The organism is Hyunsoonleella sp. 2307UL5-6 (assembly GCF_047345485.1).
Taxonomy (GTDB): domain Bacteria; phylum Bacteroidota; class Bacteroidia; order Flavobacteriales; family Flavobacteriaceae; genus Jejuia.
This window is the reverse complement of the sequence record NZ_JBLFEN010000006.1, coordinates 45,718-64,148: the sequence shown is the minus strand read 5'-3', so window position 1 is coordinate 64,148 and position 18,431 is coordinate 45,718. Positions and strand designations below refer to the sequence as shown.

The 18,431-nt window shown below is 31.9% G+C and carries 20 protein-coding genes; 1 reads left to right on the top strand and 19 read right to left on the bottom strand.

What is annotated here, in order from left to right; translation table 11 throughout:
* Positions 1 to 83: 83 nt before the first annotated feature.
* The 14 genes from ACKGJY_RS11960 to ACKGJY_RS11895 form a co-directional block, all read right to left on the bottom strand.
* Positions 84 to 305 (bottom strand): hypothetical protein, encoded by a 222-nt coding sequence (locus ACKGJY_RS11960; RefSeq protein WP_413974130.1) that lies wholly within the window; start codon positions 303 to 305, stop codon positions 84 to 86.
* Between the two features lie 11 nt (positions 306 to 316).
* Entirely contained in the window at positions 317 to 640 is a 324-nt protein-coding gene (locus ACKGJY_RS11955) for a hypothetical protein (protein WP_413974129.1), read from the bottom strand.
* A gap of 132 nt (positions 641 to 772) precedes the next feature.
* Positions 773 to 1,540, bottom strand: coding sequence for a tryptophan-rich sensory protein (locus tag ACKGJY_RS11950; RefSeq protein ID WP_413974128.1), 768 nt, complete (start codon positions 1,538 to 1,540; stop codon positions 773 to 775).
* A 138-nt stretch (positions 1,541 to 1,678) separates the two neighbouring features.
* Complete coding sequence (locus ACKGJY_RS11945) at positions 1,679 to 2,023, bottom strand: hypothetical protein (RefSeq protein WP_413974127.1); 345 nt, start codon at positions 2,021 to 2,023, stop codon at positions 1,679 to 1,681.
* A 177-nt stretch (positions 2,024 to 2,200) separates the two neighbouring features.
* Positions 2,201 to 3,043, bottom strand: a complete 843-nt coding sequence (locus ACKGJY_RS11940) for a pseudouridine synthase (RefSeq protein ID WP_413974126.1) — start codon at positions 3,041 to 3,043, stop codon at positions 2,201 to 2,203.
* Positions 3,044 to 3,093: 50 nt separating this feature from the next.
* Positions 3,094 to 4,044, bottom strand: a complete 951-nt coding sequence (locus ACKGJY_RS11935) for a carbon-nitrogen hydrolase family protein (protein ID WP_413974125.1) — start codon at positions 4,042 to 4,044, stop codon at positions 3,094 to 3,096.
* Complete coding sequence (locus ACKGJY_RS11930) at positions 4,045 to 4,947, bottom strand: geranylgeranylglycerol-phosphate geranylgeranyltransferase (RefSeq protein WP_413974124.1); 903 nt, start codon at positions 4,945 to 4,947, stop codon at positions 4,045 to 4,047.
* A 60-nt stretch (positions 4,948 to 5,007) separates the two neighbouring features.
* A complete protein-coding gene (locus ACKGJY_RS11925) occupies positions 5,008 to 5,937 on the bottom strand; it encodes a mevalonate kinase (RefSeq protein WP_413974123.1) in 930 nt (309 codons plus the stop codon).
* A 74-nt stretch (positions 5,938 to 6,011) separates the two neighbouring features.
* Positions 6,012 to 7,091: a diphosphomevalonate/mevalonate 3,5-bisphosphate decarboxylase family protein gene (locus ACKGJY_RS11920; RefSeq protein ID WP_413974122.1), complete on the bottom strand. Its 1,080-nt coding sequence runs from the start codon at positions 7,089 to 7,091 to the stop codon at positions 6,012 to 6,014.
* A 175-nt stretch (positions 7,092 to 7,266) separates the two neighbouring features.
* On the bottom strand, positions 7,267 to 7,539 hold the full coding sequence (locus tag ACKGJY_RS11915; RefSeq protein ID WP_413974121.1) for a hypothetical protein: 273 nt from the start codon (positions 7,537 to 7,539) through the stop codon (positions 7,267 to 7,269).
* Positions 7,529 to 7,774, bottom strand: a complete 246-nt coding sequence (locus ACKGJY_RS11910) for a hypothetical protein (RefSeq protein WP_413974120.1) — start codon at positions 7,772 to 7,774, stop codon at positions 7,529 to 7,531. The genes ACKGJY_RS11915 and ACKGJY_RS11910 overlap by 11 nt, the downstream gene beginning before the upstream one ends.
* A gap of 104 nt (positions 7,775 to 7,878) precedes the next feature.
* Entirely contained in the window at positions 7,879 to 9,093 is a 1,215-nt protein-coding gene (locus ACKGJY_RS11905) for an NAD(P)/FAD-dependent oxidoreductase (RefSeq protein WP_413974119.1), read from the bottom strand.
* On the bottom strand, positions 9,090 to 9,764 hold the full coding sequence (locus ACKGJY_RS11900; RefSeq protein ID WP_413974118.1) for a glycerophosphodiester phosphodiesterase: 675 nt from the start codon (positions 9,762 to 9,764) through the stop codon (positions 9,090 to 9,092). Before ACKGJY_RS11900 ends, ACKGJY_RS11905 begins: the two co-directional genes overlap by 4 nt.
* Before the next feature lie 4 nt (positions 9,765 to 9,768).
* A complete protein-coding gene (locus tag ACKGJY_RS11895) occupies positions 9,769 to 10,635 on the bottom strand; it encodes an acyl-CoA thioesterase (RefSeq protein WP_413974117.1) in 867 nt (288 codons plus the stop codon).
* Between the two features lie 132 nt (positions 10,636 to 10,767).
* Here ACKGJY_RS11895 and ACKGJY_RS11890 point away from each other — a divergent pair, with 132 nt between their 5' ends.
* On the top strand, positions 10,768 to 11,568 hold the full coding sequence (locus ACKGJY_RS11890; protein ID WP_413974116.1) for a hypothetical protein: 801 nt from the start codon (positions 10,768 to 10,770) through the stop codon (positions 11,566 to 11,568).
* 4 nt (positions 11,569 to 11,572) lie between these two features.
* Here the strand turns inward: ACKGJY_RS11890 and trxA are convergent, their stop codons facing one another.
* The 5 genes from trxA to ACKGJY_RS11865 are packed head-to-tail and all read right to left on the bottom strand — an operon-like array spanning position 11,573 to position 18,423.
* Positions 11,573 to 11,872: a thioredoxin gene (gene trxA / locus ACKGJY_RS11885; protein ID WP_413974115.1), complete on the bottom strand. Its 300-nt coding sequence runs from the start codon at positions 11,870 to 11,872 to the stop codon at positions 11,573 to 11,575.
* Positions 11,873 to 11,931: 59 nt separating this feature from the next.
* On the bottom strand, positions 11,932 to 15,720 hold the full coding sequence (locus ACKGJY_RS11880) for a metallophosphoesterase (protein ID WP_413974114.1): 3,789 nt from the start codon (positions 15,718 to 15,720) through the stop codon (positions 11,932 to 11,934).
* 9 nt (positions 15,721 to 15,729) lie between these two features.
* Positions 15,730 to 16,692: an aldo/keto reductase gene (locus ACKGJY_RS11875; protein WP_413974113.1), complete on the bottom strand. Its 963-nt coding sequence runs from the start codon at positions 16,690 to 16,692 to the stop codon at positions 15,730 to 15,732.
* Positions 16,692 to 17,912, bottom strand: coding sequence for an alpha/beta fold hydrolase (locus ACKGJY_RS11870; RefSeq protein WP_413974112.1), 1,221 nt, complete (start codon positions 17,910 to 17,912; stop codon positions 16,692 to 16,694). The genes ACKGJY_RS11875 and ACKGJY_RS11870 overlap by 1 nt, the downstream gene beginning before the upstream one ends.
* Positions 17,869 to 18,423 carry a peptide-methionine (S)-S-oxide reductase gene (locus ACKGJY_RS11865; protein ID WP_413974111.1) on the bottom strand — a complete coding sequence of 185 codons (555 nt, stop codon included), beginning with the start codon at positions 18,421 to 18,423 and terminating at the stop codon, positions 17,869 to 17,871. Before ACKGJY_RS11865 ends, ACKGJY_RS11870 begins: the two co-directional genes overlap by 44 nt.
* Positions 18,424 to 18,431: the final 8 nt, after the last annotated feature.

Below are 18,431 nucleotides of genomic sequence, written 5' to 3'. Positions count from 1 at the left end.
TTTTTTTAGAAGTTAAACAGCATACAAGTTGAGAAATAGTAATTCTCAACAAAATTATATCGTAATCAATTATAATTTTTGCTTTAAAGCGGTTTTAAGCTTTCCACTCTATATATAGGATCATCATCAGTACCATCTTCTATAAAAGTAATTCTAAAATCTTTATCTATTAAACTCTTATCATTCTTTAAATCGTACTGTTTCAAAACACGAGGATGCACTTCTTCAAAAGCTAATTCTTCTCCATTTTCAAACCAAAAGTTGTAGTAACCGTTTTTGTAAGATTTAAAAGCGGCTGTTCTCATAATATTAAAATTTAAGCGTTATCTTCTAAGTTGTCGTTTGTTATTTCTGGGGCTTGCACTGCTTCTGGATCGTCACTATCAAAATTTTCATAATCGTCTTCGTCATAGTTTTCCATTGTTACTTCTAGCTTAGTACTAACTTTAACCAAGTATTTTGTATCTTCAGTAATTACCTCAACAGCTTCTATAGTTTCGTTATGTTGATTTTTAAATGATATAACATGGTCATCATCATAACCATCAGGATATTTCTCTACCAATAAAGCTAGGATTTCTGGGGTGAGTTTTTTAAAATCTACGATAACTCGTTTTAAATTATCATTTTTGGGTTTCATGGTTACATGTATTTGATTGGGTTAATTCAATAAAGTAAAGTAAAAATAAAATCTGAACAATAACAAACTAAATTTGACATAAATTTTTAATATATATCGCTATAATTTTACTTATAAACACATAGCAGTTAGTTATTTACTTGACATTTTAAAATTACTAATTACACTTAAAATAAAGAGTAATATGGCTGCACTAAAGGCAGTATATGTAGTAATACTATCCAAATTACTTTTATTCGCGTTAGCAATACCCACCAACGCCCAAACACCTACTATTACAAAGGCTCTCATCTTTCTTTTGTGTAATACTAAAATATTAATACTAGTTGCAATAGCAATAAGAAGTAACGCCCAAACTAGTTGAGAAATTCCAAAACCATTCCATTTAATTTTTATCAAATATGTAGATATATTTGCAATACTAGCTACGGTAACCCAACCGCTATAAATTGCAAAAGGCCAATAGAACAAAGCGGTTTTAACCCAAGTTGCTTCTTCTAATTGCATTCTATTATTCACAACTATCTTAAGTAGAGAAAAAAGTAGTACCAAAATTATTATACAAGACAGGCCGGTATATTCGTAAATCCACGCAAGAACCCAACATGCATTACTTATACAAGATATTATAAACCACCAACCTGTATGCATGATAAAATCATCATTCTTTACAGATTTAGACCATAAACTTCTACCTTGATACACAACAAAACCAAAAAGAAATAGATAAATAATACCCCAAATAGCAAACGTATATCCTGCTGGTGTAAAAAGAGATTTATAATTATCGGAAACTTTACCAATAGTGGTATTATTCATTAAACCTGTGTTGGATAAATAATTAATTATCACAACAGATATAAAAGCAAAACCATTACCAATTTGAAAAAATTTTTTCATAATTCTCTTATTTCAAACACAAGATATAATGGTTTAATAGAATATGTGACTTTAGACGAATTATTTTTTACCTCTGATGTTTTTTAAAAACAAAAAAGCCATCCAAAAGGTGGCTTAAGTATATACTTAATATTACTACTACAATTTTTCTAATTTAGTAATGGTAGTAATAGCATCACCATTATCGTCAATTTCTGTGGTGTAGGATACTTTAAAAATTACATCGATAAATGTTTTAGAATGCAAATCGAAAACGCTTAACACAGGCTCCTCTATTTGCTGAAAAACCATGGTAAACGCTTCACCATTATCTTCAACTTTAAAGCTATAACCCTCATCACTACTGCCTTTATAAATAGCATTTACTTCTTCGATATCTTGAATTATAAATAATAATTCGTCAGAAGCTGTCTCAATTGAAAAACTTGATAATGTAAAAAACACTAACAAACTACATAACATAAACAACAATTTTGCTTTCATTTTGATAAAATTTATAGATTAAAATAATTTACAGGAATTCTCCTGTTAGGCTAAGTTCACATTGCACGGTGTATAACGTCAAAAAAAAACATGCAATCACTATAAATACGCAGTATATTAAATTTTAGATGATGAAAAATAATTATTCGAAACTTTAACACAAAGACAATTTGAGACTTAAAGCATTTTTAAAGTATTCAACTCCTGCTCTGTTAGATGTTTCCAATGCCCTCGAGGAATATCTTTTTTAGTTAGATGCCCAATGGCTACACAATCTAAACTTAAAATATCATAACTAAAATACTCAAAAATAGTCCGGATAATGGTATTACCAGTATTCTTAATTTTTAAACCAATTTCTTTTTTACTAGCGCCATCAATATAACTTATCTCTTCTACTTCAATCAATTTACCTTCAACCTTAAATCCATTTTGAATCTTTTTTAAATCTTCTAGTTTTAAGTTTTTATCCAATTCAATATGAAATAAACGCGCTACACCATTTTTAGAATTAGTAAATTTATTATGAATCGTATCATCATTAGTAAAAAATAATAACCCTTTAGAGTTTCGCCCTAAACGCCCAATGGGTTTAATTCTAGAACTTGTTGCGTTAGCTACTAAATCCATAACTGTTCTACCTTTACCTTCGCTTGTAGTAGTAGCAAACCCTTTTGGTTTATTTAAAAGTACGTAAGCTTTTTGCTCTGGGTTTATTCTTGCACCATCATATCTTACTTCATCACCAGGTTTTACTTTATACCCCATTTCTGTGATGATTTTTCCATTAACCGAAACTAAACCTGTTGCAATATGCACATCGGCTTCACGACGCGAACATACGCCAGCATTAGCTACATATTTGTTTAATCGAATTTCGATCGAAGTATTGGGTATATTTTTCTTTGTATTCGATTTTTTAACTGGTGTATTCCCTTTTGCATAACCTCTAGAGCGATTGTCTTTATTCCCTCTACCTGCTGGTTTTCCTTTTCCTTTGCCGCCTTGTTGTCTATTCATCACTTATAATTTTTTGCAAAGATAGATTTAAAATCAACTAATTAACTTATTTATTGCTTAAACTTAACTGTAGATTGTCTTTCAGTATTTACGTGTAATTGCGTAACGTCTGGTCTAGAATAATGCCCCACAGCATCAAAATTTTGACGCTCTTCGTAAACCCGATTAAAATCTATGGTTTCTATTATAAGGCCAGACTTATGTAACACAGGTTCAACAATCCACTCACCATCAGGACCAGCAATACAGCTCCCTCCATTAGCTAATACATTCGGCGCATTTTTAAGTATTTTATCTAGATGTGGTGCGCTTTCAGGAAAATCGCTTTTGTGCATTAAACTAGACACAGAGATCACAAAGGATCGAGATTCTCGTGCAATAAAACGTGTAATGTCTTTTGTATTATGGTCACTACCAGGCCAAACGGCAATGTGTAAATTTTCACCCAATCCATATAATGCAGCTCTTGGTAATGGCATCCAGTTTTCCCAACAATTTAAACCACCAACTGTAAATTCTTTTAGTGTGTGCACTTGTAAACCATTACCATCTCCAGGTGCCCACGTTAAGCGCTCATCATAGGTTGGTTGTAATTTTCTATGTACTGATTTAATTATTCCTGCTTCATTTATATATACCAAAGACGCATAAATACTATGTCCGCCTCTATCTAATGGGCGCTCAATTACTCCTAAATAAATGGCTATTTTGTGTGCTTTTGCGAGTTTGCAAATTGTATCTAAATCACCATTTTCTATAGTTATTGAATTTTTAACGTAGTGTGCATGCAACGCTTTGTTTACATCTGTATTCCATTCTGCTCCTCCTGTAAGTGCTAACCAAAACGGATACCCTGGCAGTAAGCCTTCACCAAACACTATAAGTTCGCAATCTGCCTTAGAGGCCTCAATGATAGCCTGCTCTACTTTGTTTAGTGTTTCAACTTTATTCAACCATACTGGTGAAATTTGAGCTAGAGCAACTTTTAATAAATTCTGCATTTAAATTCGATTTAAAATAACACTTACATCAATTAGTAATATACTAAAAACACCTGCAAGAATTATAAATTTTAAGATATTATGTAATATTAAATATTGGATTTTAGTCGAAGATTTCCATAATAATATCAAAAAAACTATAATTAAAAATAAGCTGAGATAGAAAAAGAGATACATGTAACCCACCTCAAAATAAAATAGTAATAAATACATGGGAACTAAAGTGATACCAGCTAAAACACTTAACATTATTTTTGATAAATTTTCGCCATAAGCCACGGGAATCGTTACATAATTTTGAGCAACATCTCCTTTTATATTTTCTAAATCTTTGGTAAGTTCTCGCATAGAAATCATTAAAAACAAAAATACAGCATGTACAAAAATTACAGTCTCAAAATTTTTATAGTACATAAAAATGGCGAAAAAAGGAATTATGGTTAATACTGCAGAGGTTAAGTTGCCTACAAATGGTAATTTCTTTAGCTTATGAGAGTAAAACCAAATACCAAAAATATATATTGAAAAAAATAGTACAGCCTTAAACGACACATAGCTCGCTAAAATAACTGCTATAAAATTTAACACGAAGTAAAATGATAATTTTGTGTTTTGACTAACCAACCTATCTAATGTTGATTTAATTGGGCGATTTATCAAATCTTTTTCTGAATCGTAAAAACTATTTATAATGTAGCCGCCCGCTATTGTTGCTGCAGAAGCTAATACTAAAGCCAGTAAATTTAAATCACAAATAACAGACTTTACTGTTATATTATATGCTAATATATAAATAGACGTGAGATATTGCGCTAAAACTACAACAAGTATATTATAACCTCTAATAACAGAAAACATACTAAAAAACTTGAGTAAGATATGTTTTTGCCTTCTACTTAGCATAAGCGCGTTTTATAGAAATCTAAAAAAATTAGAATACAAATAAAGATACTATAATGAAGTTTAGAAGTTGTATACTACTTCTAATTTATAATCTGAAAGTGATTGTTTTGCTTTTTCGATATCCTCAGTAAAACCAAGAATATAGCCACCGCCTCCAGAGCCACATAACTTTAAGTAATATTCATTAGTTTCAATTCCTTTTTTCCAAAGCTCATGAAACTGTTGTGGAATCATTGGTTTAAAATGATTTAAAACAACTTTAGATAGTTGTTTGGTGTTACTAAATAAAGACTTTATATCACCTTTTAAAAAATCATCAACACAAGCATCGGTATGCTTTATAAATTGATTTTTTAGCATACTGCGAAAACCTTCTTGCTTCATTTTTTCCATAAATAGGCTTACCATTGGTGCTGTTTCTCCAATAATACCACTGTCTAATAAAAATACACCGCCTTTACCTTCACTTTGTTGTGCCGGAATTCCCGTAGCTTCAATATTATCTTTTGAATTGATAAGGATTGGGATACTTAAATAACTATTTAAAGGATCGAGCCCTGAAGAGTTTCCGTGGAAAAAAGATTCCATTTCAGAAAAAATAGTTTTTAATTTTAAAAGCTTTTCTCGTGTTAAATTCTCTAGAACTGTTATCTTGTCAAAGGCATATTTATCATAAAGCGCAGCAACTAGAGCACCACTGCTTCCCACACCATAACCTTGAGGAATTGAGGAGTCAAAGTACATTCCTGCATTTATATCTTCTTGCAAACGCTTATTATCAAAACGAACAATAATATCGTCTATATTTTGAATATGGTCTGCAAATCGCTTTAAACTTTTATTAGATGTAATAGCTTCTTCAGAAGGGTTTTCATCTTTCTTCAATGCACCATTAAAAAAATTATAAGGAATTGATAGCCCTTTAGAATCTTTAATGATTCCATATTCACCAAAGAGTAAAATTTTAGAGTAAAAGAGAGGTCCTTTCATAAAAGTGTTGGTTTAACTTACAGCTAAATGTTTAACAAATATATTAAATATTTAAACAAAAATTATTGATAATTCTATAATTTATTAGCCCCCAAACCAATAACATCACAAATATACTGTCCATTTTGGCAATATGCAACTAATTCATTTTTAATGAATTCCAAAACCCGCATGCTTTCACTCTCAGGATATAATACATGTACGTTTGCGCCTGCATCTAAAGTAAAACATACTTTAGAGTTTGTTTTATTTCTGAACGCCCAAATTTTATTAATTATTTCTAAAGTATTAGGTTTCATTAAGATAAAATAAGGCATACTTGTCATCATCATCGCATGTAGCGTTAATGCTTCACTTTCAACTAATGCTGTAAATTTATCTAAATCGCCATCTTTTAATATAGTAATGCAATCTGAAAGATTTTTATCAGCTTGCTTAAAACGTTCTTGAGCAAATGGATGACCATGCATTAAATTATGACCAACAGTGCTACTTACCTGCTTTTCGCCTTTATCTACTAATAAAATAGTGTCTTGATAGTTTTTAAAATTTTGATGAACTGTATAAGGGTATTTAACCCCGAATAAGTTTGAGCTTCCGTTTATCTTGTCATGGCTTCCCCACACAACTATATCGCCCTCTAAACTTCTGCATGCGCTTCCAGAGCCCAAACGAGCCAAAAATGATGCTTTTTTAATAAAATCGACTTCTAAAATATCACCTTTTAACTCTTTTTCAATACTCATTAAACATAAGGCTAGTGCACTCATACCCGAAGCAGAAGATGCAATGCCTGAGCTATGCGGGAATGTATTGGAGGTTTCTATCTTAAAATGATAGTTTCTCAAAAAAGGCACATATAGTTCTACACGATTAAAAAACGTTTCAATTTTAGGTTTAAAATCGTCTTTTTTTTCACCATCCAAATACACTTCAAAAGAAAACTTACCTTCCTTCTCTTTTGTTGTAAAACTTAGATTAGTAATTGTCTTACAATTATTTAGAGTAAAACTTATAGATGGATTTTCAGGTATTTGATGTGCTTTCTTTCCCCAATATTTTACCAATGCGATATTACTTGGCGACGACCAAGTTACACTTCCATTTTCAATAGAATTCGTATAAGGTTTGGGTATAAAATCTTTTTCTATCATAGTTATTATTCTGCGCACAAAGATAACAAAAGGTATTCATTGTTAGCACTAGAGTTAAGTACAACAAATGCAATATATAGACGTTTTAGATATTAGGATCCCGCAATTCTACCATCAGGATTTTAATTTTACCACTTTCATTTATATCTCTTAAAAGTGCAATGTAAGTTTTCAATTAAAAATTTTGCTTTTGATTAAGTAGTCGGTAAACCAATATACCATAAGGCTTAATGACATAATGAAGTGTATAATTAAACCTTTCTAACACAACAATACGAATATTTTTATAACGAACTTGAAAGGCTTCTGGATAATTTACAATTAAATTCAATTGTTTTTCTAAGTCATTCCAAAACTCTTCTTCTTTTCCTATAAATGCCATGTAGCATTTTAATTTATGGAATTCAATCCTAGCTTCTTCAGTAAACTTAATGGCTTTATCTGCCATAATATACTTTAATATCTTCCCACGAATGGGTTTTCAAATTACCAGAACCATCTCTTTGAATCATATCATCCATCATTTTTTTATACGCTTCAGAGGGTTCACTATATCGTAATGCAATATCTTCTAAAGTATATTCTATGTAGTTTTTCAATGATCGCTTTTGAAGTTTAGCTTGTCTTTCTAAAATTTCAATAGCTCTATTATCTAACTCTATTAATTTTTTTGTTTTACCCATTATATATATTATTTATATATCAAATATATAACACTTAACTGTATTCAAAAAAATATATAGTTTTATTTCTGTATAATAACATAACTAAATACTTAATCTTGCTTTTATACTTTAATAATATTTTGAGCAACAATATAAGCACCTGTCCAAGCATTTTGAAAGTTAAAACCACCTGTTACAGCATCAATATTAAGTACTTCACCAGCAAAAAATAAATTCTCAATCCTTTTACTTTCAAAGGTTTTAAAGTTAACCTCCCTAAGGTTTACACCTCCTGCCGTAACAAATTCTTCTTTAAATATGCTTTTACCATTAACATTAAAAATGGCTTGTGTTAATTGGCTTGCTAGCTGTTCTAATTGAAATTTATTTATATCAGCCCAACGTGTGTCCTCCATAATACAAGAAGCCAACACAAGCTTATGCCATAAACGTTTTGGCAAATCAAACTGCGTGGTTTTAAACACTGCTTTTTTTGCTAAATCTTGTTTTAAAACTTTTAAAGTATTTAAACACCCTTTAAAAGATTGTTTTATAAAATTTACTTCTATTTGAAATTTATAATCTCTTTTAGATAACTCTAAGGCACCAAACGCAGAAAGTTTTAAAATAGATGGTGCACTCATACCCCAATGGGTTATCAACAAAGGGCCTTCGCTCCATAAGTTAGTATCTAAAACTGCAACTTCAACATCTTTGGCTACAACTCCTGGGATATCTTTTATGCGTTCGTCTTCAATATTAAAGGTAAATAAAGATGGTACTGGTTGCGAAATAGTATGCCCTAAGTGCTCTAATAAATTCCAAATTTTTGGATTACTTCCTGTGGCAATTACTACTTTTTCTGTAGAAAATAAACCATGTGTTGTTTCAATTTCAAAAATGCTATTTTTCTTTGAAATCCCTTTTACTGAATGGTTGTATAATACATCAACATTATACTTTCTAGCTTCATTCAAAAAACAATCAATAATAGTTTGAGATGAATTACTAACAGGAAACATTCTGCCATCATTTTCAATTTTTAAAGCCACACCCCGTTTTTCAAACCAAGTAATAGTATCACCTGTCATAAATTGATGAAAAGGGCCTAATAATTCCTTCTCACCTCGTGGATAGTTCAAAATTAAATCTTGCGGTATAAATTCAGCATGTGTTACATTACAACGACCACCACCTGACACCTTTACTTTGGTTAAACCTTCCTTACCGCGTTCTAATATTATTACTTTTAAATGTGGATGTTGTTCTGCAATATTAATAGCCGCAAAAAAACCTGCTGCACCGCCACCTATTATTATGACGTTTTTTTGAATCATAGTCTATCTGGAAAATCGGTAATCATACCGTCCACACCATAAGACTTAATGCGCTCTATAGGGTTTAAATTATTTACAGTAAAGGCTAATACTTTGTAGTTTTCCTTTAATTCTGCTACAATCTCTTCGGTAAGCATTGTATAGTTTGCATGAATAGACACTGCATTTACAGATTTGGCAGTTTCTATAGCTTCTTCTAAATTAGTTTCGGTAATGACACCCAAGGGGATTTTATTATTGATTTGACAAACAGTTTCTAGTAGGTTTTTTTGGAAACTAGATACTATTATATTTTTGTATTCCCAACCCTTTTTATCTACAAAAAACGTAATTAATCGTGCTGCTTCTTTTGCTGTATCTTGACCTTTTAACTCTATGTTGAGCAACATTTTATTATCTACAAAAGTTAGTACTTCTGACAAGGTTGGTATTTGGCAGTACCCTTTAACCACAGCTCTTTTAAGTTCTTTAAGTGGTTGCTTTGATACTTCACCAGTAGCATCAGTCATTCTATCTAAGGTAAAATCATGAAATACTACTAGCTGTCCTGTAGCACACCTATGTACATCTATTTCTACACCATCAACACCTAAATCTATTGCTTTTTTTATAGATTCAATAGTGTTTTCTGCAAAATGTCCTTTTGCTCCTCTATGTCCTATTTTTAACATATTTTTATTTTTTTACGGGGCGTACCAATCCTTCTTGAGCCACCGAAGCTATTAATTTTCCTTTTCGAGTAAAAATATTTCCTCTAGCAAATCCTCTTGCTTTTGACGCACTTGGAGATTCCATACTGTAAAGTAACCAATCTGAAAAATCGAAATCTCTGTAGTACCACATGGAATGATCTAAACTTGCTGTTTGGGTATTTTCCCAATTAGCAACACTTGCATGAGGGTTTAAAACTGGCACTAAGATATTATAATCTGAAATATAAGTCAAAATTTGTTGATTAGTAGCCAAATCTAACCCCTTAACGTCACCTTTAAGTCTAAACCACACACTATGATTAGGCGGTAAATCTTTTGGCTCTAACGGATTTGTAATTCTGGTTGGCTTAAATTCTACAGGTCGCTTTACTTCTAAAAACGCTTTAAGGCCTTTAGGTAATGCCTCACCAAATTCGTTTCGCATATCAGTCCAACTCAACAAGTCTTCAGGTTGTTTAACATCAGTTTTCATTTCAATTTGATGTTCATAACCCTCTTCTTTTTTATGGAATGATGCCGACAAAATAAATATAGTTCGTTCTTTTTGATGAGCTGTAACACGTCTCACAGAAAAGCTACCACCATCTCTAACTTTATTTACGTTGTAAGTTATAGATTGGTTTAAATCCCCAGCTTCTAAAAAATAAGAATGCATTGAATGTAACACTCTACCATTACCAATAGTTCTAGCAGCAGCATTTATTGCCTGGGCTAAAACTTGACCTCCAAAAACAATGGGACTGCCAATTGTTTTACTTACGCCATTAAATGTACTGTCATCTATTTTATCTAAAATTAAAAGATTCAGCAAGTCATCAACCGTCGTCATAATTCGTTTCAATTTTGGGTATAAAATTATTAAATATAATATGGCTTTTGCTCATCTTTTATAAATAGTTTAAGAATTTTAATTTTTATATACTTTTCAAAGTTGTTATTTTATGCAAAAAGCAACACATATATGCTCCAATTAAAAAACATACTTTTATTATCAATTACTCTAATATCCTGTAATACTGGCAAATTAGAGGTTATTGCTGACTTACCAAACAACCTAAAAGAAGCCTCGGCAATAGAAAAAGTAGCACACTCTGATTTGCTATGGACTATTGAAGACGCTGGTAATAAAAATAATATTTATGGTTTAGATTTAAAAGGAAACATTGTAAAAGATATAGATATTGAAAACGCTAGTAATATAGATTGGGAAGATTTAACTTCTGATAAACAGGGTAATCTTTACGTTGGTGATTTTGGTAACAATAGTAAAAACCGAGATGATTTTACGATTTATAAAATCTCTAATTTAAAGTATGATGAAACAGATGCAGAACGCATTAATTTTATGCTTCCTAAAAAAGCAAAACCAGAAGATTTTGAAGCCTTTTTTCTATTTAATAACTATTTCTACATTTTGAGTAAAGACAATAAATCTACAAAATTATTTAAAGTACCTAATGAAATTGGAAAACACACAGCAGAGTTTATAACTAAGTTTAAATTAAAAGGTAAAAACACTAAAATAACATCAGCAGCTATTAGCGAAGATGAAAATACCATTGTTTTATTAAACCATAATAAACTGTGGAAAATTTCTAATTTTAAAACTGATAATTTTTTTGAAGGCAGTATTGAAATACTAGATTTCGACCATGATTCACAAAAGGAGGGTATTTGCTTTAAAACCAATACATCAGTTTACATCACAGATGAAAAAAATAAAAGTGAAGGTGGAAATTTATATGAATTTAAAACTGAATAGTTTTTCAACTATGTGTGTTTACAACGTTAATAATATCTTTTTTCTGTAATACTCCCGATTGTCTCCATTTGGGTTCGCCATCTTTAAATAAAATCATAGTTGGCACGCTACGCACTTGGTATTTAGTGGCCAATTCTTTATTTTTATCAATATCAATTTTTACAATTTTTATAGCATCGCCTAAATCTTCTTTTACATCTTTAAGTATAGGCATTAGAGCTTGACATGGACCACACCACGTACCAAAAAAGTCAACTAAAACAACTTCCTCAGAATTTACAATGTCTTTAAAACTACTTTTCATAATTAAATTTTAATAATAAAGTAGACGTAAAATCTTGTTTAAAATTACAGGATCTTACCTTAAAAATTTAAACCAAACCCGAAAGAAAAACGCAGGCCTTCTTCACTATTAAAAAAGTTAAATGTTCCTGATAAGCTTTCGGCTGCAGTAACCCAAAATCCACCACCATAATCATTATGCCATATTTTAGAGGTATCATTATTAATCCAGACGCGTCCAACATCCGCACCTCCAAAAACACCTATTTGTAGAGGTAGAGTTCTCGTTTTAAATGATGGAAAACTATAACGTAAATCTGCACTTCCAACAAAAGAGTTTTGCCCAGTAAAACGCTCGGTTCTAAAACCTCTTAAACCGTTTCTTCCACCAATATTTGCTGCTTGGTAAAATAGTAAATCATCACCTATTCTAAATTGTGCTCGTGCATCGGTTTTTAAAACCAATGTCTCGCTTTTATTCAAACTATTATAAAACCCAAGATTGGTGTTTATATAACCATATGTGTTTTTTGTTTCCTCAAACTCTGTTTTACCACCAACTTGCAACATAAAGGTCATCGCCTTTTTAGGATTTATTTTATCATCAAAACTCGCGTAATTAAATTGTGCTTCTAAGCCTCCAAAAAAGCGACGTTCATAAAAATCGGTATTGGTAAATGAAACATGCTCATCAGTAATAAATCTATTTTCAGTATCATCTAATTCAATACCTTCTAAAATCATTCTAAATCCATAATCGCTTCCAAAATTACCTTTCTTCAAAACACCAGCTTTTACCGCCATGATACTTGTTTTTACGCGATTATAATCAAGTTCTAAATCATCATCATTATTTACAGTTTCATTACCAAAACCAAAAAAGTTATTCGTAAAATTTGCTGATGTAAATTGACTACCAATATGCAAATTCCAATCATTCATAATATTAGCAAACTCACCGTCATAATTTAAAGAGAACCCTTCTGTTGCAAAATAATAACCGCCTTTAAATCGGTGTTGGTTAGAATAAGGGTTGCGTTGAAATCCCTTTTTTGTTCTTACATATTGCACCCCTAGTAAAAATCCATCATCAGGATTAAAGCCTATAGCTGGTGTAATAACACCTGTTCTAGTTATGTTTTTATTAAAATCAAACAAATTCAACTTATAAACATCTGTCAGCCTTATTTTAGCACCTTTATTTTCTTGAATTGTATTTTTCTTGCTTTCATGGTCGTACACTTTAACCCGCCTTCCATTCTTAATAATATACGTATCGTTTTCTTGTCCCCCAATTAAACGTGTGAAAATAGGATTATTTGCTTTTCCAGTAACCTCAAAAATATCTTTATCGTCTAGCCCGTAAATCCACATTTCCTTAGTGATAGCTCTATTAAAGGTTTTATCAACAATTACATCGGCTTTTTTACCATCTTTAATTCTAGATATTGTTACTCGTGTTTCATTGTTTCCTGTCCGTTTTACTTCAATATAATCATCCTTATCGGTGCCTGTTAAAATCACCAATTCGTTTAAATAATCGTGATAACGCATGGCAATGTCTTGGAGATTAGAGCGTCTTCCTTTAAGCTTGTCTTTTATCTCACTAAGCGTTTTATCTTGAACTTCATTAGGTACTTTAGTAAATGCTTTATCAATAACAGCATCGGTTATGTTTTCTTGAAGAAATTTAGCATGTTTTAACCAAGTCTTTTTATCAGCTTGTTGAATTAAAACACGGTCTAGTTTAATACCTGCAGCATTCATCCACCCTATATCCTCTAGGGTTTCATCGTAAACCTGCAGCTGTTTTGTTGATCCTGAAATGATACGCATTACATCAAGTAAAGCGCCATCAAAATTAGAGAATACTTGGTCTCTATCTCTTGGTATTGGCCTGTAATAATGGTCGCCATTTTCCTTATCAAATTGTGCCCAACGCCATTGGTCTTGGTGTCTGTCCCAATCGCCAATTAGCATATCAAACAATCTAGCTCTCACCAATGCATTTTCGTCAATTTTATGTTCTTCATCTTCTCTTATTTTTTCAATAATATCATGGGTGCTTTCTAAATCATCAGCGTAACCAAAGTTTTTGTCTTCTGCATAATTTTCTTCAGGGCGTTCTTCTATCATGTATAATTCACCACCATATTCCTCATTAAAATCACCCAAATGTTTATGCTTAGGAATAAAGTATAACTTGGGGTTGGTATGATAAATTTCGGCTGCATCTGATAAGTCTGGCACAACAGCAAATGCATAAGGATGTGCAGCCGTATAGAAATCTAAAATTAACTCCTCAACCTCGGTTTTTTCAAATTCATCTTGAATATAAGTATCTTTAAATAATACAGTTTGTAAATATTGCGTTGCGCTTTTTCTAAGCGCTCTCATATTTAACTCGCGACCATCTTTAGTTTTTAACCTTAAAGAACGTGTTTGATGACCACCACCTTTACGCACAATCTCCAAACCGCCATATAGTGTATCTAAGGTTGCTACTTTAGCATTTATCTTTGTACTATAAATATCACGATAATGGTTTCCCCAAACCGTTTCGAAAAATCCAGATACATCTGTTTCATCTTTTGAGTAAATAGACACCTCTACATTTTGAGGAAAACTTTGTGGTAAATTTGATACATCAAAAGCTTTTTCTGGTTTTATAATCTCTTTAGTAAATAATAATTTTGGTGCTCCATTATCTTCTCCATAATAACGTACCCAAGAACTTTTATCCTTAAAAATAGTGAGTTCTACAAATCCTTGTTCGCCCGTTGAAAACAACCCATTATTACTCAATTCTGCATAAGATTTTTTGGCTCCCGAACCTGAAACTATCTGTTTAACACCTTCTTCTTCTATATATTGTAGTGTATGTTCATGACCAGAGACAAACACTAAGTTGTCGTTACCAATAGCTAAAGTTTCTAAACGATTCATCAACTCATTATAACGCTCATTGTATCTGTCTTGTATAGAAACTCCTCCTTGGGTTCTTAATTGCGTAATAAACGAACCAATTATAGGAAGCGGGATTTTTTGTTGAAGTGGATACAAATGTTTTATAGCTGCATATTTACCACCATGAGACCCATTAGTATACATAGGATGATGCATTGCAAAAACAATAGTTTTGTTCTGTGCCTTTTTAATTTCCCCTTCTACTTCAGTAAAGAAACGCTCTCGGGTTTTTATCTCACATTCATCATTTATTGTTGGATGATCGTTCCAATTTTCTAGATACCATTCGCTATCAATAATTATCAACTGAATAGTTTCACTAACATCGATACTTTCTAACGGACATCCATTTTCTGGTTGAAATGTATTTTTACCAAGCCCATCTTCTATATATTTTTCTTGTCGCTTTAGTGTTTTTAAACCACCTCCATACCAATCGTGATTTCCTGGAATAAAAACAACATCACCTTTAAAATCACTCAAAGACTTGATCTGTGCATTTAAAGCATTTTCTGCACTCTCACGTCCTTTCTCACCCTTTTTTGGAAGACCTACAGGGTAGATATTATCACCTAAAAAAACAGAATAATCACCTTTGGTTTCTTTATCCTTTATATAGCTATTAAATGCCGTTAGAGCTTTAGACATCCCGCCCATAGGCGACTTACCAGCATCTCCAACTAAATAAAATGTTTTGTCTATTTCCTTATTAGGAAACTGTACTTCTGCATGTTTCTCATTAGCGTATTGAGGCGTGTAGGTTGCACATGCATTGTACAAAAAAATTAGTAAAATTATTAAAATGTACTTTATGGACTTCATAATTATATATTCAATTTGTAAAAGTAGAACTAATACTAATCCTAAAGGTATTGCATTTACATCAAAAATTAATGCAAACACTTATTTTAGTTAGTTCCAAGATAAAACACTGCGTTCGTTCCAATACGAATTAGAGGACATTTTTTGTGCTTTAAGTAATGCTATATCTTCTTTGGATAGTTTAATTGTAGATGCTTTTAAATTTTCTTTGAGTTGAAAAACGGTTGATACACCACTTAAAACGTAGGTGGGTTGTAGTGCATCCATTATAAAACGTAGTGCAATAGCATCGATACCTACTTGATATTTTTTTGCCAAATCGTGTAAAACATGATATGATTTTGAATAGTGATTAAAGGTTTTATTTGGAAAAACGCGCCCATTGGCCAACCCTTCTTTTATGATAATATCTTTACCATTTGATAAGGCTGATTTTAAAACCTGAAACGTATCTTGCTCAAATACATTATAAGTGACTTGAAAACTATCAAATAAGTCTTTATTTTTAATTTGAATTTTTAATGCTGAAGTAATCACGTCTTTTTGATTTGCACCACTGGTGGTAATGCCAATTTTTAAACCTGTTTCTTTTTTTATTTTATAAAGTTGATTTAAAACAGCTTCATTTTGTAAAACTCCACTTTCAAAAGTTGCAGAATGTACTTGATAATATTTTAGATTGGATACCATTGCTTTTGAAACCTTCCATTGTTGTTGTAATTTTTCAATAGAATGCTCTTTAATTTCATGCTTACCAGCATAACCCAATTCCCAATTGGCCACATACGTGTAGCCCCATTTTGTGCCTAAAATAGTATCTTCATACTTCCTAGAATCATTCCACTCTTGCAAAAACGCCTCGCCTTTTCCATAGGACGGTGCCGTATCAAAATAACGCACACCTAAATTGTAAGCTTCATCTAAAACCGAGAAGGTATTTTGTTTAAAAGCTATTTCAGATTTATCAATTGATGCATTATCCCTTATGTTTATATATTCTGGTCGCCCTAAGGCAGCAAGCCCTAAGCCTATTTTCGTTTTGCTTTCACGCATTAATCTATAACTTCGGTTTCAATAATTGTTTCAGACAACAAGGTACGATGTACAGGACATTTAGAAGCTATTTCTTTTAATTTTGTTTTTTGCGCCTCATCTAAATTGCCTATAAATTTTAAACGTTTTTGCAAATGATCGATGCGTTTTGGCTTATCTAAATCTAACATTAAATCATCACTATGTTTTTTTGAATAAGTAATATACGCATACACTTCTTGCAAATCCCATTGTTTACGTTCTGCATACATTTTTAAAGTCATTACCGTACAAGCTGCTAATCCTGCGCTTAAAAAATCATAGGGTGATGGCCCAAAATCATCGCCACCAATACTTCCAGGTTCATCGGCAATAAAAGTATGTTTTTTAGTTTGAATAGATGTTGTGAAATTATCATCCACTATATTTAAATGCGCCACCAGTTGTTCTCCTTGCGTATTAAGTATCTTATGTTCTTGAGGTTCAAAATAACGATCTGCCCAAGTACCAATAATGTTACCTACATATTTGCTGTCTTTTGAATTAGACAATAAATGATCTGCGTCATCTAAACTCACAAAACTTTTAGGGTGATGTGCATTATGGTATAATTCATGCGCATTTTTTATTCCTACGATACCATCAAAAGGAGCGTGCATAATTAGCAATGGTTTTCTTAGGTTTTCAGTAATTTCTGGTAGGTTTACTTTATCAAAATCTTCTACAAAATCGTTATCAATTTTAAAAGGGCGACCGCCAATATTAATTTCAACTTCACCTTTTTGTTTTACTTCTTCAATACCATGAGAAAACAAGTGTTTTACATGACTTACCGTAGATGGCGCACCAACCGTGGCAACTGCTTTTATATTTTCTAATTTTGAAGCCGCAACAATTACCGCAGCGCCACCAAGTGAATGCCCAACAAGCAGCCCAGGCGCTACATAATGTTGAGTTATATAATTGTTTACAGCAATTAAGTCGTCTACGTTTGCAGAGAAATAACTGTCTGCAAACTCGCCTTCACTTCGTCCCAATCCCGTAAAATCAAAACGTACCACACCAAAACCGTGAGAGGTTAACGCTCTACTTATATTTTTTACTGCCGATAAATTACTATTACACGTAAAACAATGCGCAAAAATGGCAAAGTAATGTGGCTTTTGGTCTGCTGGCAACTCTAAATAGGCTTGCAGTTTATGACCCTTGGTGTTCTGGATACTTAGTCTCTCGCGATTCATTATGTAAGTGCTTTAATTTGTTCTGATTAGTATATTTTGAAAACTTTTCCAGTAAGGTTTGTAGCTTTGGATTGATAAACCTTTCACAAAACGGTTTTTTAGGGTTATTGTAATAGTAATTTTGAATTTGCACTCTTGATGCTTTAAAACTTTCAAATGGCAATACTTGTGTGATTATTTTGTTCTTAAATTGAAATTGCAGTAACTCTAATTGAGATTTTACTGTATTAGTTTGTGCTTCTGAAAACGTATATATCGCAGAACGGTATTTATGTCGCATAGAATGGTTTACTGTACTTTTATGCGTATGTAAATGAATCTCAATAAGCACAGCTATTGAAATTTTTGATGCATCAAAATGCACAATAACAGCTTCTGAAAACGTATCATTTTCATCTGTAGATGCTACAAAACCTTGTTCTACCTTTAAAACACCAAGCAAAGATTGAAATACCGCTTCGGTACACCAATGACATCCTCCTCCAAATGCTATTTTAGTTAGTATTTTCAATATATAAT